The organism is Streptomyces sp. NPDC030165, assembly GCF_055573595.1.
In genome coordinates this window covers 24,607-48,606 of record NZ_JBVIBD010000035.1, presented here as the reverse complement: position 1 = coordinate 48,606, position 24,000 = coordinate 24,607, and the positions used below count along the sequence as shown (strand labels likewise).

18 protein-coding genes and 1 pseudogene are annotated in these 24,000 nt (G+C 69.0%); 14 read left to right on the top strand and 5 right to left on the bottom strand.

The features are described 5' to 3' along the window. Positions 1–93: 93 nt before the first annotated feature. On the top strand, positions 94–492 hold the full coding sequence (locus tag ACZ4Z1_RS38820) for a hypothetical protein (RefSeq protein WP_468491404.1): 399 nt from the start codon (positions 94–96) through the stop codon (positions 490–492). 27 nt (positions 493–519) lie between these two features. Here the strand turns inward: ACZ4Z1_RS38820 and ACZ4Z1_RS38815 are convergent, their stop codons facing one another. Then, positions 520–921 (bottom strand): hypothetical protein, encoded by a 402-nt coding sequence (locus ACZ4Z1_RS38815; protein ID WP_468491403.1) that lies wholly within the window; start codon positions 919–921, stop codon positions 520–522. Positions 922–1,100: 179 nt separating this feature from the next. Beyond that, positions 1,101–2,249, bottom strand: a complete 1,149-nt coding sequence (locus ACZ4Z1_RS38810; protein WP_468491402.1) for a Fic family protein — start codon at positions 2,247–2,249, stop codon at positions 1,101–1,103. 1,040 nt (positions 2,250–3,289) lie between these two features. On the opposite strand from ACZ4Z1_RS38810, the gene ACZ4Z1_RS38805 reads away from it, so the two are divergent. Beyond that, positions 3,290–3,532, top strand: coding sequence for a hypothetical protein (locus tag ACZ4Z1_RS38805; RefSeq protein WP_468491401.1), 243 nt, complete (start codon positions 3,290–3,292; stop codon positions 3,530–3,532). Between the two features lie 90 nt (positions 3,533–3,622). On the opposite strand, the gene ACZ4Z1_RS38800 is transcribed toward ACZ4Z1_RS38805, so the two are convergent. Then, positions 3,623–4,558, bottom strand: a complete 936-nt coding sequence (locus tag ACZ4Z1_RS38800) for a GlxA family transcriptional regulator (protein ID WP_468491400.1) — start codon at positions 4,556–4,558, stop codon at positions 3,623–3,625. Positions 4,559–4,629: 71 nt separating this feature from the next. Here ACZ4Z1_RS38800 and ACZ4Z1_RS38795 point away from each other — a divergent pair, with 71 nt between their 5' ends. Both ACZ4Z1_RS38795 and ACZ4Z1_RS38790 read left to right on the top strand, forming a co-directional pair. Then, a complete protein-coding gene (locus tag ACZ4Z1_RS38795; RefSeq protein ID WP_468491399.1) occupies positions 4,630–4,965 on the top strand; it encodes a cupin domain-containing protein in 336 nt (111 codons plus the stop codon). A gap of 10 nt (positions 4,966–4,975) precedes the next feature. Continuing rightward, positions 4,976–5,244 (top strand): annotated as a pseudogene (locus tag ACZ4Z1_RS38790) (transposase); the annotation flags it as partial. Between the two features lie 174 nt (positions 5,245–5,418). Here ACZ4Z1_RS38790 and ACZ4Z1_RS38785 read toward each other — a convergent pair. Beyond that, positions 5,419–6,477, bottom strand: coding sequence for a hypothetical protein (locus tag ACZ4Z1_RS38785; RefSeq protein ID WP_468491398.1), 1,059 nt, complete (start codon positions 6,475–6,477; stop codon positions 5,419–5,421). 223 nt (positions 6,478–6,700) lie between these two features. Further along, complete coding sequence (locus ACZ4Z1_RS38780; protein WP_468491397.1) at positions 6,701–7,198, bottom strand: hypothetical protein; 498 nt, start codon at positions 7,196–7,198, stop codon at positions 6,701–6,703. A gap of 207 nt (positions 7,199–7,405) precedes the next feature. On the opposite strand from ACZ4Z1_RS38780, the gene ACZ4Z1_RS38775 reads away from it, so the two are divergent. The 10 genes from ACZ4Z1_RS38775 (at position 7,406) to ACZ4Z1_RS38730 (ending at position 23,937) form a co-directional block, all read left to right on the top strand. Then, on the top strand, positions 7,406–8,146 hold the full coding sequence (locus ACZ4Z1_RS38775) for a hypothetical protein (protein WP_468491396.1): 741 nt from the start codon (positions 7,406–7,408) through the stop codon (positions 8,144–8,146). A 588-nt stretch (positions 8,147–8,734) separates the two neighbouring features. Then, entirely contained in the window at positions 8,735–13,000 is a 4,266-nt protein-coding gene (locus tag ACZ4Z1_RS38770; RefSeq protein ID WP_468491395.1) for an SNF2-related protein, read from the top strand. Beyond that, complete coding sequence (locus ACZ4Z1_RS38765; protein ID WP_468491394.1) at positions 12,997–13,905, top strand: hypothetical protein; 909 nt, start codon at positions 12,997–12,999, stop codon at positions 13,903–13,905. The genes ACZ4Z1_RS38770 and ACZ4Z1_RS38765 overlap by 4 nt, the downstream gene beginning before the upstream one ends. Before the next feature lie 413 nt (positions 13,906–14,318). Then, complete coding sequence (locus tag ACZ4Z1_RS38760) at positions 14,319–14,768, top strand: hypothetical protein (RefSeq protein WP_468491393.1); 450 nt, start codon at positions 14,319–14,321, stop codon at positions 14,766–14,768. Positions 14,769–14,869: 101 nt separating this feature from the next. Beyond that, positions 14,870–15,721: a hypothetical protein gene (locus ACZ4Z1_RS38755; protein WP_468491392.1), complete on the top strand. Its 852-nt coding sequence runs from the start codon at positions 14,870–14,872 to the stop codon at positions 15,719–15,721. Further along, positions 15,718–16,248 (top strand): hypothetical protein, encoded by a 531-nt coding sequence (locus tag ACZ4Z1_RS38750; RefSeq protein ID WP_468491391.1) that lies wholly within the window; start codon positions 15,718–15,720, stop codon positions 16,246–16,248. Before ACZ4Z1_RS38755 ends, ACZ4Z1_RS38750 begins: the two co-directional genes overlap by 4 nt. A 46-nt stretch (positions 16,249–16,294) precedes the next feature. Further along, on the top strand, positions 16,295–17,518 hold the full coding sequence (locus tag ACZ4Z1_RS38745; RefSeq protein WP_468491390.1) for a peptidoglycan-binding protein: 1,224 nt from the start codon (positions 16,295–16,297) through the stop codon (positions 17,516–17,518). Beyond that, positions 17,515–18,228, top strand: coding sequence for an ABC transporter ATP-binding protein (locus ACZ4Z1_RS38740; RefSeq protein ID WP_468491389.1), 714 nt, complete (start codon positions 17,515–17,517; stop codon positions 18,226–18,228). The genes ACZ4Z1_RS38745 and ACZ4Z1_RS38740 overlap by 4 nt, the downstream gene beginning before the upstream one ends. Further along, positions 18,225–19,469, top strand: coding sequence for an ABC transporter permease (locus tag ACZ4Z1_RS38735; RefSeq protein WP_468491388.1), 1,245 nt, complete (start codon positions 18,225–18,227; stop codon positions 19,467–19,469). Before ACZ4Z1_RS38740 ends, ACZ4Z1_RS38735 begins: the two co-directional genes overlap by 4 nt. 190 nt (positions 19,470–19,659) lie before the next feature. After that, the gene (locus ACZ4Z1_RS38730) at positions 19,660–23,937 is read left to right on the top strand and encodes a golvesin C-terminal-like domain-containing protein (RefSeq protein WP_468491387.1); all 4,278 of its coding nucleotides are present in this window, start codon (positions 19,660–19,662) and stop codon (positions 23,935–23,937) included. Positions 23,938–24,000: the final 63 nt, after the last annotated feature.

Here is a 24,000-nt window from a genome sequence, read left to right as displayed (position 1 = left end):
CGGCCTCGCTGCTGTCCCGGCCAAACACACGCAAGCAGACCTTCACGGCGGGGGAGTACGCCCCGCGAGCCGGCGTTGGCAGGGAGTACCGCCATGACCTATCGCCCTCACGAATCTCCGTACGGGCCGGATAGCCCGGATTACGGCCTGTCCTACGAGCCCGACCCTTGGGCTGATCCCGAGCCGGTCGATGATCCGGACGCTTGGGAGAGCACCTTCCAGGAACAGGACCCGCACGAGGACCACGCCGAAGCCGGGTGGGAACAAGCTCTACGCGAGGGCTTGATCACCCGGGAGCAGTTCGCGCAGCGTCGCCACGCCGATGCCCCTGTTTCTCCGCGGCCTGAAGCACCGGGTCAAGGGCCGGTGATCAGGTCGGCGGTGGAGAAGCTGCGTGTCAAGCTGGCCGACCCCGGCCTCAGTGCCGAGGAACGGGCCGACGACGAGCGGACCCTGGCCACGCTGGAAAGCTGGCTCCAGGAGGAGCAGTAACCCTTTGGGCAGTCCGGGCTGCGGATTTCAGCGCCGGTGTGCGCGCCGTGTGGTGACCAAAGCGCGCCAGCGGTCGCTGCCCTCGAGCCATCGCGGCCGCGACCGGGTCTCCTCGGCGGGGAGCGGGAGGCCAGCCATGAAGTGGGCGATGTCGACGTAGTAGGCGTAGTAGTCCGCGCGGGTCAGCTCCCGCAGTCGGCCGATGCTGTCGGCGAGCGCCGTGTGGTTGTCGCGGACGACGTGGTGGAAGGCGAGGGCCAGCTCGAGCTTGGCGCGGCTGAAAGCGAGCCCAAAGCCGATGCGCACCGCGCCGCCGCGCCGCGCCAGCACCTCCTGGAGCAGGTCGGCGAGGGCTGTCTTGCCCGCGCCCGGGGGCCGGCCACGAACACCGCCACCGGCCGCTCCTGTACGACGGCGTCCTTCGTCCACACCGGCAGGATCAGCGTCTCCAGGATGTCCTGGTGCTCCTGGTTTGCCAGCACGACCGGCGCCACGTCGGCGTCTTTCACCGGGCCTTACACCTTTCTGAGCACGTCGTACAAGATGCGTCCTGCCCCGTCGGCGGGAGTGCCGACGGGTCGCGCGGCGAGTTGGACGGCCCGCCGCGGTCAGTCCCGGGCGCCGTAGGGGTCGGCGTAGGGGGCCACGGACTGGCGGACCTCCTGCTGGGCGCTGTCCATCCGGGGGCCGGGAGCGTAGAAGCGGGCCCGGGCCTTGCCGTGCGGCACCAGCCAGCCCAGGCGGACCAGTTCGCGGATGTCGCGGATGGCCTGCTGGTCGGAGAGTTCGGCGTCCTGCTGGTAGACCGTGCGGCGCACCTTCGAGCCCCAGAAGGCGGGCAGCAGCGCGTAGACCACGCGTTCGTCCAGCCCGGACTCCTCGGCGGCCTCGCCGAGATAGACCCAGGCGCGCGAGAGCAGGTCGGTGCGGCGCTGGGCCTGCTGGGCCTGGCGGTGATGGGCTTCGAGGCAGAAGCGGATCCACGGGTGGGTATCGCGCCGTGGCTCCCAGGCGGGGCCGCCGACCTGCTGCAGGACGCGGTAGTAGCCGTAGGTGTTCTGCCCGCGGCCGAGCCACTCCTCGATGGAGGAGAACTCCGGCGGCAGCAGGCTGTCGGCCTCGCGGGCGAACACCAATGTGGACAAGGCGCGGGACATGCGTCCGTTGCCGTCCTTCCACGGGTGGATGTTGACCAGGTTCAGGTGGGCCATCGAGGCCCGTACGTGCACCGGTGCGTCCAGGTCCCCGGTGTTGAGCCAGTCGATCAGCTCCGCCATCAGGGCCGGCACCTCCGTGCAGGCGGGGGCGGTGTAGGCGGGCACCATCGGGTCGTCGGGGCTGGTGACGAAGACGGGCCCGTCCCGCCAGCGGCCCGGCCGCTTGTCCAGGTGGTGGCCCTGCAGCATGAAGTGCAGGCCGTTGATCAGGCCCGCGTCGTAGCGGAAGTCGTCACCGGCGTCGGCCAGGGCCTGGATGTAGGTCATCGTCCGCTGGTAGCCCTCCAGCTCGACCCGGGTACGGTCGGCGGTCTCCAGCGGCTCCTCGCCCGTCATCAGCGCCTCGACATCGTCCACCGTCGCGGCGTAGCCCTCGATGGTGTTCGACCCGGCGATCGCCCGCGCGGTCAGGTTCCGCCGCAGCTGCCCCGACCAGCGGGGCTGGGTGCGCAGCACATGCCGCAGCTTCTGGCGCATCTCCTCGATCTCCGCGAGAACGCGGTGATCCTCGGCATCCAGTACCGGAGTCCCATACAACATGCCAGGATGTCACCATGACTAGATAATACTGTCAAGGCGATGTGGTGGGTGCGCGTTGTGCAGGGGGCGGGGTTCTTGGTGGGGCCAGGCCCAGCAGCACACGTGGAAAAACAACGGTGCAGAACCTGACCTGCGGGGATGCGAGACCTGGGGCGACGTGGTCTGGGAGGACGCCCCAACGGGCGGCCGCTACGGCGGCGGCCCGGCATCGGCGCGAAACCGGGCCGCCGTCCTGGTCCGGCTGTGGGGGAGAGCCGGCGCCCTGGACAACGCGGCCGCGTTGTCGACGTCACACTGCCGCTGCCGTACGGCACCCCGGCGTCCCGTACCGGGTAGCCAGCCGCAGCAGCCGTCGTTCCGCATCGGTACACCCCTGCCAGCGTCATCGCCTCCACTGCCCGGTCTGACTTCCTCCCTGTAGTCCCAACCACACCATGCGGCGGTAAGAGAAGAGCAGGGTGACCTTCGAAGCGGACACCGCCCGGCTCGGGCACTGTCCTCCGCCCGGCGGCGCACCGGACGCACCAGTACGCGAGGCGCCGGTGGAGACGGTCAACAGGCATCTCGCTCTGCGCGAGGGCGGGGTGCCGCGATGCGGGGTGCGACGGGGCCTCGACGAAGGTGCGACGGACGCCCCCTACCCGCGACGGCGTCGCGGCCGTACCGCGTTCACCGCGGCGCATCGCGGTCTCGTCGCGGCTTCCGTCGGAGCACCGCCATACGCGTTGACGCAGGTCAGCTATCTCGTCAGCCCGCACAGCACGCCCTGTCGCGGCGTACGGCCGCAACAGCGTCTCCCGGCCAGGCCGTCGCGTACCCCCGCTTGGTGAACACGCACCGGGCCTGCTCCTTCCTCAAGCCCTTCCTTCGGGGCGGACAACGCCCCCTTCAAGATCGAAGTAACCATGGACAACTGGTGGGTGGACGTACTGCTGGACTTCGTGCGGCCCCTGATACTGACCGTGGTGGGGTGGCGCTTAAGAACTTGGTGCCGTGCTCGTCGGCGTGCGGCCGCAGGCGTGCGGGCTCAGGGTGGAGGCATGGCCGCACCGATCACCGTGCACCGGCCGGCGGACTCCGGCGGCCGCCGCGTCTCCGTCCGTACCTCCGGCGTCGACCGCGACCTGGGCATCGCGCACTCGGACGCCGATGTCGAGGAATTCCTGCGGCGCGCCGGGCTGCCGGAAGGCGCTGCGATCCTCGATGACCCCGGGTGGGTGGAATGGCGCGGGGGACGACCTCACGAGTACCGGGCGGACACCAGCGCAGACGACTCGCGGTGACCAGGTGGCGGCAGGCTCACGGGAAGGTGCGCTCGGCGGTGTCCTGCTCGTCACCGTCGGGCGCATGGATCGCGCGGGCAGTCCGGCGGATCACGGGACCCGGGACGCTTGCCGGTAGGCGCCCGGGGTCGTGCCCGTTGCGGAGCGGAAGCGGCGGCGCAGGTTGACCGCGGAGGAGAGGCCGACGCGGGCTGCGATCGCCTCGACCGGCAGTTCCGTCTCCTCCAGCAGGGCCCGTGCCGCGGCCACCCGGCGGGAGAGCAACCACGCACCCGGGCTCGTGTCGAGCTGGTCGGCGAAGCGCCGGGCCAGGGTGCGGGACGAGACACCGAGGTAGGCGGCCAGGTCGGCTACCGACAGCGGTGTGCCGAGGCGCTCGTCGACCCACTTGAGCAGGCCGTCGAACGCGTTCCCGGGCGGTGGGGGCGGCGCGTACGGCGCTCGGCCGGCCTCGCGGTGTGGCGGCAGCACCATGTGCCGCTTGAGCACAGCGGCGTACGCGGCCCCGTGATCCTTCCGGACGAGGTGCAGGCACAGGTCGAACCCGGCGCCCGCGCCGGCGCTGGTGGCGATGTCACCGTGATCCACGTAGAGCCTGTCCGGTTCCACGCGCACCCGGGGGAATTCACGCCGCAGTTGCTCGGCATGCGCCCAGTGCGTGGTGGCCGAGCGGCCGTCCAGTAGTCCGGTGCGGGCCAGTGCGAACACCCCAGAGCAGATCGTGACCAGCCGGGCCCCACGCGCATGCGCCCGCAGCAGTGCCCGGCACACCGGGTCGGAGAGCGGCTCCTCCACCGGAAGCCAGCCCGGGACGATCACGGTGTCCGCGGTCTCCAGCACCGAGAGGCCCTGCGACACGGTCATCGCGTACCCGCCCGTGGTCGGCACGGGACCGGGCGTCTCCGCGCACGTTTCGAATGCGTAGTACTGCGGCACCCCCGGCCGCTTCGTGCCGAAGACCTCGACGGCGCAGCCGAGCTCGAAGACCGACTGCACCGGCCGTACCAGAGCCACCACGCGATGCATGGCAGGAAAGTACCCCATGGCGTCATCACAGTCTCTGTCTGCCCCGGCCCGCGCACGGCACTGTTGCAGACATGCACCCTGAAATCCTCGCGCAGGAGGGTTACACCTCCGTCTCTGTCGACGAATCCCCGGCCCGTGAGCTCTTCCCCGGGATCCGGCTGCGCCCCTTGTGGCGGGGGCCGGCCGGCGCACACGCCAACGTGCTGGAGATGGAGGCGGGTACCTCCTGGCCGCACCGCGATGTCCACGAGCCGGGCCCGGAGGAGGTCTACGTGGTCGCTGGCATCTTCAACGACGGAGCACGCGACTACCCAGCCGGCACATTCCTGCACGCCCCGGCCGGGTCGTGGCACGTACCCTCGACCGCCACCGGCTGCACGCTGTTCCTCTTCTACCCAGAGGGCTAGGCCGTCTCTGATGGCTCTTGTCGGGCGGCGGACCGTGGTGAACGGGGTGTTGTTCCGAGCCCGCACCGGAGTGCCCTGGCCGGATCCGCCGGAGCGGTACGGCCCTGGCAGACCGTGTGCGAACGGCATCGCCGCTGGTCGGCGGACGGCACCTGACAGCGGATCCTGGCCGAGCTGCAGATCGAGGCCGATGCCCGCGATCCCGACGGTGTCCTGGCCCGTGAGCTGGAGCAGGAGTGGGCGGTGAACATCGACTCCACCACGTGCCGGGCTCATCAGCTGCTTGCCGCCACGGCGGTGTGTCCGGCGGTGCACCCTCTCGCGTGAAGGTGGCGCGGGCCTCGCGCGCGGTGGCACCGAGGCGGGAGCAGGCTTCCGTCGCTGCACCGCAAAACCTCAGGGCGATGCCTTTGGGACGGCAGCCGATGCCGCCCGGGTCCGGGCAGCGGTCTCCTACAGGAGACTCGCCTGGGACGGGATGACGGACGCCGGGGTTCGTGGCGCGGGCAGGGCGATGCCTTGGGCCTGGGCAGCCTTGCCCGGGCGCAGAGTCCACGGCACCGTGCCGGTGTCCGTCAGCCACTCATTCGCCAGCAGACGCTTCACAACGAAGCCACGCAGCGGGCCCTTCAGCCCCCAGCCCAGGCCCGCGCACAACTGGGCGTACGAGGGGCCGTGTCCGTGCTCGGCCCGAAAGGCCACGGTGAATGCGGCGGCCTGTGCACCGCGATCGGGATGGGCGTCTTTCCACTCGCCGTAGGCAAGCTTGACGCCCTTGGGGAAGAAGTGGGAGGGGTTGGAGCCCGTGAAGGCCTCTGCGACTCGCTCCACCGGAAGGGCGCACACGTCGCAGTGCTCGACGGCCTCCACGTGGCGTCGCAGTGCAGGGGTGGCCCTGCTCTTCCACTGGTCCCATGCAGCGGCATCGAACGTGGCTTCGGGAGTTGTGGACCGTTCCTCGTCGGTGGGGCGGCGCTGTCCCGACAGGTGCCGAACCGAGGGATCGAGAAGGCATTGGTCTTCGGACAGCTCGGTCAGGAACCCCTTGTGCAGAAGCTCTGGCAGGGCGGCCCGGCAGGCCGCGGGAAGGTCCGGCGGGATCCGTCCCAGGCGCGTGGACGTGCTGTGGGCTGCGAGGAACAGGCTGGCCAGCCGTGCGGCGGGTGGGAGTTTCTTGACCGGTTTGGCGGACAAGGCCCGTGTGGTCCATCCGGAGACCCGTGAGCGTGTCTGTTTTCCGAAGGACAGAGGGTGGTCATTCTCCCGGGCCAGGGCGGGAACAGTGATTTGAACGGGTGTTGACGGATCACCGTCGAAGAGCGCGTCCGGCATCTGCCAGCCGAGGCTGCGCAGGGCGTCAATCGCGACCTGCGGATCACTCAGCCGTAGGGCGGACAGGTCGTCTCCGGTGAGGTTGCAGACGCCGCCCCGTGCGGCGCGGATGGCCACCACCACAGCGGTCAACTGAGCGTCGGGGCCGGGCAGAGGCAAGGAGGCCGTGTAGCTCAGCAACGTCCGTGCCGCTTCTCCTTGCGGTGAGGTCAAGACGAACGGCAGCGCTGGCGGTTCGCTGGCCGGGGCAGAGTTGGCTTCGCTAGGGCTGGATGCAGTGTTCGGCACGCCGCGTCCAACGCGTGCTGCAGGTCAGGGGCACGCTTTATGCGCCATCTGGCGGCCGCCGGCCTCGGGGCTCAGGACCGGTTCGAAAACGTCCGGGAGCGAAGTGCCAGCTGGGTCAGGAGCCGAGACCTGTCTTGATCTCCGTCTCCCAGACGGTGTAGGCGCGGTCGACGTGCAAGGCCGCCAGATACGCGGACAGCCGGTCGTCCTCGGCATCGGCCAGCGCATCGCGGACGAGCACGGCACGCGCCTGAGCCAGCCGGTCCTTCACCCGCCACCACCGCTGGTCGACTCCGGCCTTCTCCTGGACTGTCTCATATAGGGCCTGCAACGCGTAACGGACCGAGCGTACATCTCCTGGAACAACATCCAGGCGGGGAATAGTGGGGTCGACGGAGCTCCGCCCCCAGGTGTTGATCCGCGCGACGATCCGCCGCAACGAGACCTCCGACATCGGTACGCCGAAGGCGGAGTCATCACCGGCGGTTTCCTGCTGGCCCGGATGGGCCGGAGCGTTCGGCGTCAGGGCGAGCAGGCCGGCCTGTTCCAGCAGCCGCACCATGGGTCCGCAGGCGTCCTCGACCTGGTGGAACGGGCAGTATTCCGGGATCACTACAGGACCTTTCGCACTATCGGACGCCAGCGAAACCGGCACGCTCGGCAGTCGACTCGCCCACCGGGCGTGCCCGGCTTCCACCTTTTTGAGAGGAATTGCGGCTACGATACGCGTGCAGCGCTCAGGCGCTGATTCTTTGCAGCGTGGGTGGTGTCGGCGTGTACGCCATGCCGACACCACCGCGTTGCGGTACAAATCGCCTCCATGGTGAGGACCACCCGCACTCCGCCCAAACCGGCACGCGTGATCGCGCGCAGGCGTAACGGAGCGCCTCGGCGCATTGAGATCTCCGCCCAAGAGGTGGAGGAAGCCTTCCAGCTCCTGCACAGCGTGCCATCTCCGGCGGCCCGTCAGCTGCGGGACAAATTCGCTGCCGTACTTCGGCCGGTATGTCACTGGGCGTCGTCGCGCACGGCGCGAGGCTCCAACTACCCGGCCTGGGGCCCGTGCGGGGCGCCCGTCAGCGCGCCGAACGAGCGCTGCGTCGAGCACCGATGGGCCCTGCCTGCCGATGGGCCGGATCCCTTCCCCAACCGGTGCACCGTGACGCTGGATGAGGAGCTTGAAGACTTCCGCTGGGTGCGCTACTCCCGCGGGCTGCGCTGCCCTTTCGCACGCCGTACGGCAAGCGATCGGTGCCACCACCGTGACCCGCGCGACGACGAGCTGTGCGGGTACCCCGTGGACGACCATGGCGCCTGTGCGACCCCCGAAGGTGTCTTCGCGTGCGAGGACCACCGCCTTGAGCGACTCGCGGACTGCAAGAGCCGACTCGAACGGCTGCCGATGGACCTGGACTGCGGCTTCTGCGACGCCATCCCCGGCGAGAAGTGCACCAATAGCAACGGCCGGGCTGTCGGTTTCCATAAGAAGCGCGTCAGCGCCAGCCAGGGCTCGCAGGAGCATCAGGAGCTGTCCGACACGATCGAGTGGCTCAGACTCTGAGCGGTCCTGCGACGTCTGCAACCCCCTTCCCGACCGCCGGTAGCCCCAGGGACCGGTGTGGGACGCGCCGTGCTTTCGCCTCCGGACCGGTGTCACCCCCCGTATCGCCGACTCCCGGACCAGGACCAGGGCGGTCGCCGAGGCTGAGGGCTGTTTCTCCTCGTTGACCGCGGTGCACGAGAGGCACAGGGGCAACGGCTTTTTTCGCGGACCGCGGCAGACCTTGCTCATTGGACACCGAGCACGCGGTGCCGGTTCGTCAGTAACCACCCTTTTTGATGTTTCTCCGTGAAGGCTGAGATGGCTCCTGCACCACCGCACCCCGCCGCCCCTGTCTCCCACCCCGCGTCCGGTTCCCGTGTCGCGCTGGGGTCGGTGGATCCGCATGTCTTCTCCCGGCTCCTGGAAGCAGCGTGGCTCAACCGCCAAATGCCTCCAGAGCTTGTTGCTGAGGCAGCCGCCCGCGCTGGGTCCGGACGTCTCGGTATCAAAGACCTGCGTCTGCTGCTGATGCGAGTCCCGACGTCACTGCCCACTGCCCATGCGGCTGTCTCCGGTGCGTGGGCGATGGTCTCGGCACGCCCTGAGTTGGCCACTTCCGTACTCCATACCTACTGCCAGGACATCGCCGCCCCGGCGGCCTTCGAGATCCGTGAGGTGCCCAGCGCGAACCCGGAGCTGTTCAGCGCTCAAGCCGGGCTGCGGCAGCCCGGCTCAAGTGCCCACGGCGCGGTGGTGACACGCTCCAGCCGCAAGGTGGCCCATCAGTGCGCGGCCGCGAGCCTGCTCGGCCACCTCTGCGGAGCCGAACAGGTCGAGCAGGACAGCACGCTCACCGGGTGGGTGCCTGCCGGCCGGTTCTCCTCGGCGGCGCCGCCGGCCCAGGCCAAGGACGATTCCTTCCCGACCCGCCTGCAAGCCGCCCTGGAACGCCCTCACGTCGCGCCTGCCGAAGTAGCCGAGATCGTGATGCGGATCAACGCAGGAGAGCTGATTCCGCGCGACCTGCACGCGGTGCTGTTCACCGCCCGGTCCGCAGCGTGGCAGTCCGCTCGCGAAGCGGCCCTGGCCGCGACAGGCGCCCCCGGTGTCGCCGTGGCTGTGCTGACCCTGCACCAGTCGCTGCGCCACGGGCCGACGCCTTCTTACACCGAAGAGGTACGCAAGAGCGATCCGCCGCTCTTCCGAGTGCGTGCTACCTGCATTATCGACGGCGAGCAGATCAGCGAGCTCGGGCCGTGGCGCAACACCAAGCGGCAGGCGCGCGCAGCCGCTGCACACCGGCTGCTGGCCCAACTGGCCGACCTGCCGGTACAGGCGCCGCTGCCCACCCAGGCCGCGGAGCCCCGCGCGGCGACCGGCAACGGTCCCGCGCCGGACAAGGACCCGCAGGAACAACTGAAGGAGCTGGCCGAAGCCGCTGCGATCAGCGAGCTCGTCTTCAAGAGCGCGCCCGGGATCACAGGTCGGGAGCCGTTGTTCGTGTGCGTCGGCGCCTGCGTGCACCGCGGTGAACTGCTCACCGTCACCGCGCGGGGCCTGGGTCGCTCCAGCACGAGGTTGTCGGCCGCGCGTCAGCTGCTGGACACCGTCCAGCGGGCCGTGAAGGGCGGCCGCGGTCTGCGCGTCGGCCGCATCCCGGTGCCGGAGCTCGGCGGCAAGAACCCGCTGATGCTCCTGAACGAGCTCAAACAGACCGGCAAGATCAGCAAGCTGGGCATCGAGGACCCCGACAAGCGCTCCACGGGATTCGTGGCACGGATCACCTGCAAGGTGCACGCGGAGTGGCTGGAGGCCGTAGGGCAGGGGCCCACCAAGCGCGCAGCGCAGCGCCACGCAGCCGAGGACATGATCGAGTTGCTGGCCACTCCCGTGAAGGCGCAGGGCGACGTCCAGAACGCTCCATCCACTCCTGACCCGACGGCCGCGGCAGCCAGATCAGGAACCCTAGGGGCCCGCCGCAATCCGGCCGGGCCCCTCGCGGACCGCGAGCAGGCGAAAGCCGCCGAGGACACGCTGCGCGAACTGCTCCAGCAGGACACCGACATCACCATCGACTTGCAGGACGGCGCCGGCCGCTTCCTGCTCTACCGGACCGACGGCCTTCCGCTACAGGCCGTCTGCCACAGACCGATCAGATGCTGTACGGCGGCCCTGGTCCTGCCCGGCCAGGGACTCGCGGTCGGCCCCCAGCCGGTGGAATGCTGGCAGGTGCCCGTGCGGCTGCTGGCCAACGTCCTGGCCCGGACATCCGACGGCGACAAGATCACCCCGTCCGTCCGGCTGTGGCGTCAGGTGATCCAGCTGGGGCTGACCGTGGTAGCCGACGGCCGGGTGTATCCGACGCTGGACGGCAACGGCGCCGACGTGTGGCGCCTGGGCCCGCTCCACGAACACGAGCGCACGTACGCACGGCAGCTGCGCCAGGCCCTGGTGCCGCCCGCGCACTGCGGGGCAGCCACCGACACCAAGCCCTACCTCCTGTGGGCGCCGCGCATCGCGATCCGCGCCGGGCTCGATGCGGTCGCCGAGGCGATGCTGCGCGGTCCCGGTACCTCCACCGCCCTGGGCAACGCCCCGTTCACCGCCCCCACCCCGCAGCAGCAGCGCACCAGCGCACTGCACCAGTGGGCCGATCGCGCCGAAGACGACCGCGCCGAAGCACCGGCCGTGGACCTGAAGCTGTCCGTGAAGGCCCCGAAGGCGGGCAGTCCCAACGACACGGAACTGCTGTGGGCCGAACTGCTGGTCGCCCAGCCCACCGCGGAAAGCCGCAAGCAGCAGTTGTTCGGCCCGGTTACGCAGGTGGCCGACGACGCGGCAGTGGTGGGGCACATCCGCCGACGGCTGCGGCGTATCGCCGAGGTATGGGAGCCGGCCCGGAGACTCCTCGAATGCCCGCTACCCGATCGCTTCACGCTGCTCGCCAGCGAGGCCGTCCTGCTGCTGGGCACCGCACGGCAGCAACTGGAGCGGGCCGGCCTGAGCGTGCACTGGCACCAGCGCTGGACCGACCTGCTGCGCACCCGCGCAGTGGTCGGGGGACGGGCCGACGCGGCTGCGGCGGTGCCCCGGCCGCGGTTCTCCCTCGACGACGTGCTGGACGGCCGGTGGCAGATGTCGCTCGGCAACGCCGACCTCTCGGATCAGGAGATGGACGACCTCGCCCAGGCGCCACGGCCGCTGGCCAAGGTCCGGGGCCAGTGGGTGATGGTCGAGGAAGACACCGCCCGCCGTGCCGCCGACCGCCGCATCGGCCCGATCTCCGCGGACCAGGCCCTCCGCGCGTCCTTGACCGGCCACATCGACGTTGACGGACAGGCCTTCCCCTGCGAACCGACGGCCGCTCTCGCCGACCTTGTGAACTTCCTGCGCACCGGCTCCCGCACGACACCCGTCCCCGCGCCGCAAGCCCTGCAGGCAACGCTGCGCGACTACCAGCACCTGGGCCTGGCCTGGCTGGCGAACACCACCGACGCGGGCTTCGGCGCCCTGCTCGCCGACGACATGGGCCTGGGCAAGACCCTGACCGCCCTGGCGCTGCACCTGCATCGCCGGGAATCGGCGTCCGGCGCCACCGGGCCGACCCTGATCGTCTGCCCGGCCTCCGTCGTCATCAACTGGGAGCGGGAAGTCCACCGGTTCGCCCCGACCGTGCCGACCCTGCGCTACCTGGGAGCCGACCGCACCCTCGAGGACGCCACCTCGCGCACGATCGTCCTCACCAGCTACGAGACACTCCGCCGCGACGCCGACCTGCTGGCCCTGCTGGCCTTCGACCTGGTCGTCGCCGACGAAGCCCAGATGGTCAAGAACCACCGCACCGCCACCGCCCGCGCCCTGCGCCGCATCCGCACCACCGTCCGAGTGGCTCTGACCGGCACCCCACTGGAGAACAACCTCACCGAGGCATGGGCCCTTATGGACTGGCTCAACCCCGGCCTGTTCGGAACGCAGCGCGTCTTCCGTGACCAGTTCGCCCGCCCCATCGAGGACAACCTCGCCGACACCGAGCGAACCACGCGGCTGTCCGGGCTCATGAGCGCGTTCATGCTGCGCCGCCGCAAGGGCGACCCGGGCATCCTGACCGAGCTGCCGCCCAAGGACATCCGGCCGCGCATCGTCAGCCTCAGCGAGGAACAGATCCAGCTCTACCAGCAGACGGCCGACGACACGTTCCGGGCGGTCCGCGACAGTCAAGGGGTGCAGCGCAAAGGCCTGCTGCTGGAGCTGTTCAACAAACTGCAGCAGATCTGCAACTCACCCGCCCAATACCTCAAAGACCCCCTGGAGGACGACTACGACCCCGAACAGGCGGCATCCCGGTCCGGCAAGATCGGAGCCCTCGACGACCTGCTGCCCGCCTTGGCCGCTCCCGACGAATCCACGCTGATCTTCACCCGGTACCGGTCCATGGCCAAACTCCTCGTACGGCACCTGCGCAGCCACGGCCACGACCCCCTCTATTACAGCGGCGACATCCCCTCCGTACGCGAACGCCAGCGCGTCATCGACACCTTCCAGTTCCGCTCCGGCCAGCTCATGGTGATGACGGTCAAAGCCGGCGGCACCGGCCTCACCCTCACCCAGGCCAGCCACGTCGTGCTCTTCGACCGCCCCTGGAACCCCGCCAAGGAGAACCAGGCCATCGACCGCGCCCACCGCCTGGGCCAGCAACGCACCGTCACCGTGCACCCCCTCATCACGGAGAACACCCTGGAGGACCGCGTCGACGATCTCCTCAACCACAAGCGGGCCCTCGCCGACGCCGTGCTCGCCGACGGCTACTCCGCCCTCACCGAACTGACCGACGACCAGATCATCGACCTGATCGCCCTGGGAGCACAGCCATGACCCCCAACGCTTGGGCCCGCACGTGGGAGACCACCCTGCGGGCCGCCGTCAACGACGAAGCACTCTGGCTCGCCGGCCACAACGACCTGTCCGCAGGCGGCCTCACCCACCTCACGCTCGAACCCGGCCGGGCAACCGCCAGCGCCACCACCCGGCACACCGCCACACCAGCACACCCGACGATCACCATGCCGGTCCTCACCGACGACCAGATCACCGCCTGGCAATCTGCTTCCCCCCAGTGCGGCCACCACCAAGCCGTCCGCAACGGCAACCTTCCCGAATGCCTGAGCAGCCCGGCCCACACCGGCGGCGTACCCACCCAGCCCGCAGTCGACGAGATCGCCTTGAGCTGTGATTGCGCAGCCGCACCATGCCGTCACACCGCCGCCCTCAGCCACGCTGTCACTGCCCGCCTGGCCACTCGCCCCGCCGACTTCGCCACACTGCGCGGACTCCCCGAGTGCCGCCCGCAGCACCACCCCGCCACCAGCACGGACCAGCCGGTCACCCTCGGCCGCACGGTGCCCGGCGGAAAGACCCGCATCCCCGCTCACCATGCGTGGGCGTGGTACCGGGAATGCTCCGAACCACCCCTGCTGCCCACCTGCACACCCGACCTGACCGACGACCCGGTGCCGGATCTCCCAGTAACATCGGCGCCTCCCGCACCTGCACCGGAGCCGGAGCAAATCCACGCCCTCATCAGCGACGCCGCAGCACAGGCACGGGCGCACCTTCACGACGCCGCTCCTCTGGAGTGCGCACTGCACGAGGATGCACTCCGCCTGGTGGCCGCAGTCCCCGGCATCCGGCTTCCCGAAACGGCCGAGCGTCTGGCTATGGACATCGCCGAGCTGCGGGAACAGATCTCGGCGTATACGCCGACCCCACGACGGCGCTAACCGCCCTATTGGGAACGACCAGGTCGCGCGGGCGAAGGAGAGTCCTCACGGCGGGGGAGCGGCGCAGCACGGCGGGGGTGAGCGGGTGGAGGACGGCCAGGACGAGGGCGGCGCGGGGAGGCCGGGGTGTTGTGGAGTTCGGCGCGGTGCCGGGGACGGCGGCGGGTGCGTAGGTGCTGCCGGCGACGGCCTGTGGGGTAGTGGCGCGCGGACGAACCTGTCGAAGTAGATGTTTTATGTCTGCGGCGGCACAACCGTGATCCATCCAACACATAAGGCGTCGTCGCTTATGTCCGCTTTGGGTACCTTTATGCTCCTCTTATATCGGAGCTCGCCTCATAGGGTGGTGCGAGCTTTCCGAAAGGCGACGGAAATGCTTCTTGTTTATGACTCACGCACTTCAGGGGGGCGCTATGCGCTTCAAGTCTTCCGTCGTGGCGGCGGCCGCTTTCACCGCCTTCGCCGCTGTGGTTGCCACTGGTGGTTCAGCCCACGCCATGGCCAACCTTCGTAACTGCAGTAAGGGTGTAGCAGGACCTCTGTGCCTCTACTACAACTCCAACAACAAGGGCGCGCATGTGGGTGTCCAGGGGGATGTCTTCAATTACGGAAGTGCCATGGCGCCGCTCGCGGATCCCGGCATCAAGTTCAACAACAATGGCAACGGCGGCGGGCGTCACGTCAAGAACAGTGTTGCCTCTGTCTACAATTACGACACCTACATGGGGTACAACGTTTACGTCAACAGCGGCTATGCAGGGCCGTTCGACGCGTGGCCCCCTTACGGCTACGCCGGCTCCCGGCAGTGGTACGGCAACCTGAACAACACCTACAACAACAACGCTTCCCAGGCGCGTTCCTAAGCATGCTTCCGGTTCTGAATCGACAGGCCGCCGGACGCCCGGTCGGCAGGCTGCATCCGGCCCGCCGACCGGCGGGCGCCGTACTGGCCACAGCGGTTGCGTTGAGCATCATCACCGGCTGCGGAGATCAGGGAGGCGGTGCCGCCGCGCCGAGCGGAGGAGGCAAAGCGCTTCCCGTGCGCCCTTTGCCCATTGAGAAGTACCTGGTTGACACCTCGCAAGAGAAGCAGCTGCTGCAGGCGAGCAAGGTATTGATCGCGCAATGCATGAAGCGCTTCGGATTCGACTACACCGGCCCTGACTTCGAGGCCATGGGAGCGCAGCACAGCAGCCCCGCCAACAGGGAGCGCCGTTACGGAGTAGCTGACCTCCAGACCGCCCAAAGCAGCGGCTATCACTTGCCGGCGCCATCGAAAGCCTCGGGAAATTCCACTGCTCCTGAGCAGGAAATGAGCGAGGCTGAGGATCGCGTCTTCATCGGCGATGCCGACCCCGCAAGCGGTGTACGCAAAGGAGACAAGGTCAACGGTACGCCCATTCCCGCAGGCGGCTGCTCGGGCGAGGCCAGGCGCAAACTGGGAACCGACACAGGGCATGCGCTGGCCAATCAGATCAACACGGAAAGCTACGTCAAGTCCCTCTCGGATCCGGACGTGAAGAGCCTCTTCGGCGCGTGGGCTTCGTGCATGAAGAAAAAGGGGTATCGCTACGCGTCGCCCCCGGACGCCGCGGATTCAGCATCAGGGGAAAAAGCCGACCAGAAAGAAATCGCTACCGCAGTCGCCGATGTGGAGTGCAAGAAGGATGTTGACCTCCTGGACGCCTGGCACGACGTGGAATCCAGGATCCAGGAAAAAATGATCTCTGAGCATGAGGAAGCACTCGTCGCAGAGAAGAAGCACATGAGCGCGTCCTTGGGCGCCGCAGCCAAGGTCTTGGAGAATTCCCGATGAAACGCTACGTCTGGACCGTGGCCGCCTTGGCGGCCTGCCTCGTTTCCTGTGACACCTCATCGCCTGCTGCGCCGGCGGCCTCCCCCGACTCGTCATCGCCACGCGCTTCCTCGGCGAGTTCTCCGTCCCCCTCCACCGCTTCGGCAGGGGCTGAGGCAGAGCGCATTCAGCAGGCCCTGTCCCCTGCTCTCGACAAGCTGGCCTACACCCACGGGGAGGGCCGCAAGTCGCCTTGCAGTCCGGCGAAGACGGACCTGTTCACGCCCTCGTGCGCGGCCATGGCCAAGGATGTTTCTGCTCTCGCCGGGACAGCGCTGCGCGAGGTCAAGGGCAAGCAGGGGTTCGGCACCCTGCGCAAGGTCGCGACGTCGGCACGTGAGGCCGCGGCCCAGTACACCGAGCTGGACTGCGCAAGTCGGCCCACGAGCCTTGGGGACCAAGAAGGCTGCCGGAAGCACGGAGCAGTGATCGCTCAGGCGGCTCAGGATCTGCGCGACGGAGTAAACCTTGGTCTCACAGGACGGTGAAGCCAGGCGACGCAAGGGGCGCGCTGCGCCGGGGACCCGTCAGGGGATGGTCCGGCGCCGTCGCGTGCTGGGGGGCCTGCTGGCCGGCACGGTCGGTCTGGCGGCCGGAGGCCTGGGCGCCACCGTGTTCATCAAGTCCCCGGCCCAGGCAGCCGCCGAGAAGGCGGCCCCGCCGCAGGATGTACTGACCGCACCGGTCGAACACCGGGTCCTGTCCGACACCCTGGTCACCCGCGGATCGGTGACAGCCGCTCAGACCGTCACCGTTTCGCCCGGTGGTCCGTCGGACAAGAGCATCGCCCGGTCGGTCGTGACCAAGGTGCGCACGAAGAAGGGCGCGTCCTTGTCCTTCGGACAGGTTCTGCTTGAGATCTCGGGCCGGCCGCTCATCGTCCTCCGGGGCGCTCTGCCCTCGTACCGGGACCTGCAGCGAGGATCCCAAGGTGACGACGTGGCACAGCTCCAGACGGCGCTGACAGAGCTGGGACACGGAACCGGGACCGACCGCAAGGGCACCTTCGGCCCCGGCACCGAACAGGCCGTGACAGCCCTGTACCGATCGCGCGGCTACGCCCCGCTCCCCGCATCGGTGCGGGCCCACCCGTCCGGGACGGAGACGGGGGAGAAGGCACCGGCCACGCCCCGCACGGCGTCCTCAGGGCCGGTGGTGCCGTCGGCAGAGGTGGTCTTTCTCAGCTCCGGGCCGCTGCGCACCGATGCGGTCAACGCAGTGGTCGGCAAAGAAGCCGGGGAGAAGCTGCTGACCCTGTCGGCAGGGCAACTGGGCGTGCGCGGTTTCGTCGCCGCGCACGAAAAGGGGCTCGTCCACGCAGGACAGAAGGTGGATATCTTCTCGGAGATCTCCGGAGAACAGGTCACCGGTTCGGTGGTATCGGTGGCCGACGCCCCCGCGGAGGCCAAGAAGGACGGCGCCCCGGACCAGGGAGGCTATGCCGTCACCGTCAAACCCGACCGGGCACTGCCGGAGACGTTCGCCGGGCAAGATGTGCGGCTGACGATCGAAGCTGCGACGTCCAAGGGCAAGGTGCTGGCTGTGCCGTCCGCCGCCATTTCGGCCGGCGCGGACGGACGCACCTCCGTCACCGTGCAAGGACCGGACCGGGCACAACGCCGGGTCGAGGTGCGCACCGGCATGTCCGGCGACGGTTTCGTACAAATCATCCCCCAGGCCGCAGCGCGCTTGGCGGCCGGGGACCGGGTCGTGGTGGGAACAGACGGCGGCGGTACCAGGAAGCAGTCGCTGGGATGAACACTTCTTCCCGCGCTTCTGCGCCGCCGGTCATCGAGTTCCAGTCGGTGGAGCTGAGCTACCCGGGCCCGCCGCCGGTACAGGCGCTGCGCCCCTGCGACGTGCGTATCGAGGCGGGCGAATACGTCACTGTGGTCGGTCCCTCGGGATCGGGCAAGTCCACCTTCCTCAACATCGCCGGCCTTCTCGATGTGCCCAGCAGCGGTTGCTATCGCCTCGACGGTATCGACACCGGCGCGGTCTCCGACGCGGAACGCGCCGCACTGCGCGGAACGCGCATCGGATTCGTCTTTCAGTCCTTCCACCTGCTGTCCCATCGCAGCGCGACCGAAAACGTGGAACTGGCTTTGGTCTACCAGCGTGCTCCGCGCCGCGACCGGCGTGAACGCGCGCGCCGCGCCCTGGACCAGGTCGGCCTCGGCCACCGCGTCGACGCTCTGCCCACCCGCCTGTCGGGGGGCGAGCGGCAGCGGGTGGCCATTGCCAGAGCCTTGGTGACCCGCCCCTCCCTGCTTCTGTGTGATGAGCCCACCGGCAACCTCGACTCCGGTACCGCTGCCTCCGTCCTGGACCTCCTGGACGAACTCCACCGCGCTGGCATGACCCTCGTCGTCATCACCCACGATGCCCAGGTTGCGGCCCGCGGCGAGCGCACCCTCGTCCTGCACGACGGAGTCCTGACCGACCGACAGACTGTGGTAGATGCATGAGCCGCCGCCCCCACCGCCGTGAAAGAGTGCGCCGGTCCCGGCTGGCGCCGCGCGACCTGGTCACCGAAGCGCTCGCCGGGGTGTTGCAGCGCCCGGCCCGCTCGGCCCTGACCGCACTGGGCACCGTCCTCGGCGTCGGGACATTCATCGCTGTCCTTGGCCTGACCGGTACGGCGGCCTCCCAGATCGATGCCCGCTTCAACAAGCTGACGGCGACCGAAGTAACGGTGAACGACACCGGTGGCCGCGATGCCGACACGGTCCCTCTCGCCTTCCCCCAGGACGCCGACCGGCGCGTCGAACGGCTCAACGGCGTGGAGGCGGCAGGGGTCTCCTGGAAGGTACGGCTCGGCGCCGAGCAGGCCGTTCGCTCCTCGCCGCTGGCCGGTGCCACCAGTGCGGATACCCGTACCAGTGTGATGGCCGCATCCCCCGGTTTCCTGCACGCTGCCGGGGCCGAAATCGCTCAGGGCCGCCTCTTCGATACCTACCATGACGGCCACCGGCAGCGGGTCGCCGTGGTCGGTGCGACAACCGCCGCCCGGCTCGGCATCACAACGCTGCGCACACATCCGGCCGTGTTCATCGGTAACACCGCCTTCACCGTGGTCGGCATCATCGACGCGGCCGACCGGGAACCGGACCTGCTGATGTCGGTGCTCGTCCCGCGCTCCACCGCCGAACAGGTATGGGGGCCGCCCGATGATCAACGCGCCCACATGCTCATCTCCACTCAGCTCGGTGCCGCCGCACAGGTTGCCGACGAGGCGCCCACCGCCCTGCGTCCAGAGCACACCGAGTACTTCAAGGCCGTCCCGCCACCAGACCCGCGGGCCCTGCGATCGGCGGTCACCGGCGACCTGAACCAGCTGTTCCTCTTGCTGGCCACGGTCTGCCTGGTCATCGGCGCGGTCGGCATCGCCAACACCACGCTGGTCGCCGTCATGGAGCGCACCTCCGAGATCGGCCTGCGCCGGGCACTAGGGGCCCGGGGGGCCCACATCACCGTCCAGTTCCTCACCGAGTCGGCCGCGCTCGGGCTCCTCGGCGGCCTGGCCGGCACCTCCCTGGGCACGGTCACCGTCGTCACGGTCTCCGCCCTGCGCGAATGGACCCCGGTCATCGATCCGCTGGCCGTGGCCACCGCCCCCGCGCTGGGGCTTGCCACCGGCCTGCTCGCCGGCCTCTACCCCGCCTGGCGCGCCGCCCGCATCCCGCCGGCCGAAGCCCTTCGCCGCTGACCCAGGACCCGACCCTTCTCACGAAACCCCCACATTTTGTTGCTCTCCGCCCCGGCCGCGACGCGCCGCGGGCCGTGCCGGCCCCACCGCCGTGCGGCGTCCTTGCGCTGCCCGAGACCGCCCCCGCCCCGCCCAGGTCACCTCGTACGGATACGCCCGCGGCCTGGCCGCGGTCAACCAAGGACATCTCTTGAGACATCGCTTCACCAGCAGATGGCGAGCCCCCGTCGCCACGGCGGTCACCGCCGCCCTGTTCACCTCCCTCCTGCAAACCGTCGCTCTGGCGGACGACCGGCCCCGGGACACCGCGGCGCCGCAGCGTTCCTCGGTGGTCAAGAACGCCGACCGGGACACGGTGCTGGGCAAGAACTGGCACAAGTCCCAGGACCGGGCCTGGACCACCAGCGGCGACACCGAAGGCTTCCACGTCCTGGTCGCCGACCAGAACCAGGCCTACCAGTGGCGCACCGCCGCAACCCTGCGCGAGCCCGGCTTCGACGCCGACATGTGGATCGGCAACGCGTGCGTGACCGGCTCCGGCAGGCGGGCCGTGGTCGCCTACGCGCCGCGCACCTTCACCAACAAGCCGGAACTGATGGCCCGCGGCGCGTTCACCGCCGTGGTCGACCTCGCGACCGGCGCGGTGACCAAGCTGAACCGGCAGGCGTCGCTGGCCTACTTCAGCCCCGGCTGCGGCACCGGCGAGACCGCGGTGCTCACCCAGGACGGCGGCGAGGACAAGAACGCCACCCGCCTGATCGAGGTCGACGCCGCCACCGGCAAGCTGAGCGACCCGGTCGAACTCAAGGGTCAGATCACCTCGGCCGTACCGGTGGGCAAGGGCTTCGTCGCGGCCGACTCCAACCGCCTGGTGAAGATCGACAAGTCGGGCGGGCGCCGCACCATCGCCCACACCGACCGGATCCCCTTCCAGCTCAAAGCGGACGCCGACGGCGGCGTGACCTACCTGGACCGCCCCGCCGGCACATCCGGCCCGAGCCCCGCGGCTTACACAGCTCCCGCCGCCCGCTCAGCCGCCGTGACCAGGAGCCGGGGCCAGGACAAGGGCGAGGCCCGACGCGTCACCGCAGGTGACATCGACCGGGCCGACGCCCGGCGGGCCAAGCCGGCCGTGCTGGCCCGCGGCCCGCTGCACAACATGGACCTGTCCAGCAGTGCCACCGGCAAGGTCTTCATCACCGGTGAGACACAGGAAGCCGACCGGCTGCCCAGGGCGGTCGCGCGCCGTACCGACGTTCCCAAGGACGCCCGGGCCACCACCCGCGGCGAGGCGCTGGTGACCCGTACCGAGTGGTCGGACGGCAAGGATTCCCGGAACGCTCCGGCAAAGGCGCCCGCGCCTCGCTCCGCGGACGTGGACCTGAAGGTCCTGGACACCGGCAAGCAGGCCGAATTCCGTGTCGAGCCCGGGGACCAGGCGGTCGGCAACCCGGCCCAGGGAGCCGAGCCATCCCCGGCGCTGACCTCCCCGGCCGGCTCCGCCACGGCCCGTACCGCGGCCTTCCACGCGCGGACGGCCAGTTCCATCGATGACACGGCCGAGCCGGGCCGGTACTGCTCCGTACCCCGCAACGACCCGCGCAAGCAGGCCCTGCAGCCCAAGCCGCGGCAGATCGAGTGGGCGGTGGACCAGGCCATCACCAACAACCTGAACAAGCACATCTCCCGGCCGGCCAACTGGAAGAACCTCGGGATGGGCGCCTACAAGCCGCAGTCCCTCTTCCCGCTCCTGCAGCTGGAGGGCGGCGGCCGGATCCCGGCGCAGGTGATGCTCGGCGTCACCGCGCAGGAGTCCAACATGTGGCAGGCGTCCCGGGTCGTGGTGCCGGGCGTCACCGGCAACCCGCTGGTCGGCAACTACTACGGCATCAAGTACGCGGCCAACGGCCAGCAGAACGACCCGTGGGCCATCCACTGGGACAAGGCCGACTGCGGATACGGCATCACGCAGGTCACCGACGGCATGCGCATCCAGGGCAAGGAGAAGCCGGAGGAGCAGCTGAAGACCAAGCTGCAGCAGGAGGCCGCGGCGCTGGACTACACGGCCAACATCGCCGCGGGCGTCAACATCCTCGCCGACAAGTGGAACCAGACTCACAAGGACGGGCTGACCGTCAACAACGGCGATCCGAAGTACATGGAGAACTGGTTCTTCGCCCTGTGGGCCTACAACTCGGGGTACTACCCCAAGTCCGAGGCGGGCAAGAACGGCGGCAAGTGGGGCGTGGGCTTCACCAACAACCCGGCCAACCCGCTGTGGAAGGCCAATCGCCGGCCCTTCCTGGAGAGCGCGACCGGCGGCGACAACTACAAGGACGCCGCGCACCCGCAGGACTGGCCCTACCAGGAGAAGGTGCTGGGCTGGGCCGCCCGTCCGCTGGAGGCCCTGGAGTCCCCGGGCAAGATGGTGCACGGATTCCGCCAGGCATGGTGGATGAACTTCAGGGACCGTACGACCGTCAAGCCGCCCGAGGGGCTGTTCTGCACGGCCGACAACGACTGCGACCCGAGCAAGATCGGCCCGGACGACAAGAACGAACCGGGCCTGGGCGCCTGCAACCGCAAGGACCTCAAGTGCTGGTGGAACAAGCCGGTCACCTGGAAGAACTGTGACAAGGGACAGTGCGGCAATGAACTGCTGCGCTTCAACGACACCTACAAGGAGGAAGCGGACGGCACCGCCTACCCGCCCAACTGCACCACCTCGGGCCTGCCCGGCAACGCACTGATCGTCGACGACGTTCCCGACGGCACCCCGGTCATGCGGCCGGGATGCGCACAGCCGAAGAAGAACAGCGGTACCTTCAAGCTCGACTTCGCCACCGACTCGGCGAAAATCGACTTCCAGCAGCTCGGCGCCGGTTACGGCGGCCACTTCTGGTTCGCCCACACCCGCAAGGACGACGCCAAGGGCCAGCGGTTGAAGACCACCGGCACCTGGAAGCTCGACAAACCGATCGACAAGGCCGCCAAGGTCCTGGTCCACATCCCCGATCACGGCGCGCAAACCACAAAGGCAACCTACAAGATCAAGACCGCGCACGGCTGGCGCGAGAGCACGATTTCCCAGAAGGGCACCAGCAACCGCTGGGTAAGCCTCGGGGCCTACCAGTTCAAGGGCGGGCCGGCTCCCGAGGTCCAGCTCTCCTCCATCACCCCCGACGGCACCGGCGACGACGACATCGCCTTCGACGCCGTGGCCTTCATCCCCGGCGACTACGCGGACATGCCCCGCATCACCCTGCCCGCCCCGGACGAGAACGCTCCGGAACTCAACTACGACGCCATTCCGGACAAGCCTCTGGCCGTGGCACCGACCCACCCCGTACTGCGCAGCGCCCCCAGCGCAGCTTCGCCCCAAAAGAGGCGGATGGCCCGCAGCGCGCAGCCGGACGTGCCGCTGTGCACCTATGGCAGCGACAGCAAACCGATCGTGCTTACCCGTGATTCGGCATGCATGTACCGGGAGTCGGCCTTCGAACGGGTCAACAACAAGGGAGAACGCGGCACCGCCACGTTCCGCGTCCAGCAGCAGATCCAGCTCGACCTGTCCAATTCGGAATTCACCGAGACGCTGTCCGTCACGCCCATGCACCACGACCCGGTGGTGGGGCCGGTGAGCCTCAACGAGCAGTTCTACTGCCAGTCCGCCTGTGACACCGGCCTGCCCCAGTGGAAGGGCGCGCCCACCTGGGCCCCGGGGGACTTCCACACAGCTCAAGCCACGGTGAAGCACAAGTGGACCAACTCCCAGAAGTCCGACGAACTCCACCTTTCCTGGACCGACAACTGGACAGTAGGCGGCAAGAAGCGAACGGAAGACTGGGACGAGCGCAAGGTAAGGGTTCGCTGCGACAACCTGTTCACGAAGCGCAAGGCGGGATGCGTATTCCCGGAATACATCCCCACCTACCCGGTCAACACAAAGAAGTACCCGGCCGCAGCAGCTCTGTACTGGGTTCTGATGGAAAAGCTGCCCTCCCACCCGGGTCGTGTCCCTACCGGTGGTGACAGCGGGCACCCCTTGCACCGGCTCGCAGATGAAAAGGCCCAGGAGAAAAACCGGCAGAAGATGTGCAAGTCGGCTGCTGCCAAATACCTCAAGCATCCCGACACCCCGACGTCGAGCTGCGACGAGTACCCCTTTGCGGCGAGCAAGGAAAGCGGCGGGACACAGGTGGCGACCGGCCAGGAATGTGTACAGCTGTACACGACCAACAAAAACGGTCCGTGGGAGCTGCTCTACGATGACCGGTGGCCTCTTCCCAACTGGAAGAAGGCGGTGTGCGGGCGGGGCAGCGTCCCGCAGAAGCAAAACACCAGTGCTGGCGGCGGCCTCGGCCGGTTCGCACGCAGCAAGCGCGTCGCCGACCAGGAAGCCTTCTATGTCCACACGCCTGGGTTCGAAGGTTGCGACGCCGATGATGTCTGCAAGGTCCACCCCTAACGGAAGACCCTGAGCATCACCTGCAGGGGGCGGACACCGGAAGGTGGCCGCCCCCTGTCTCTT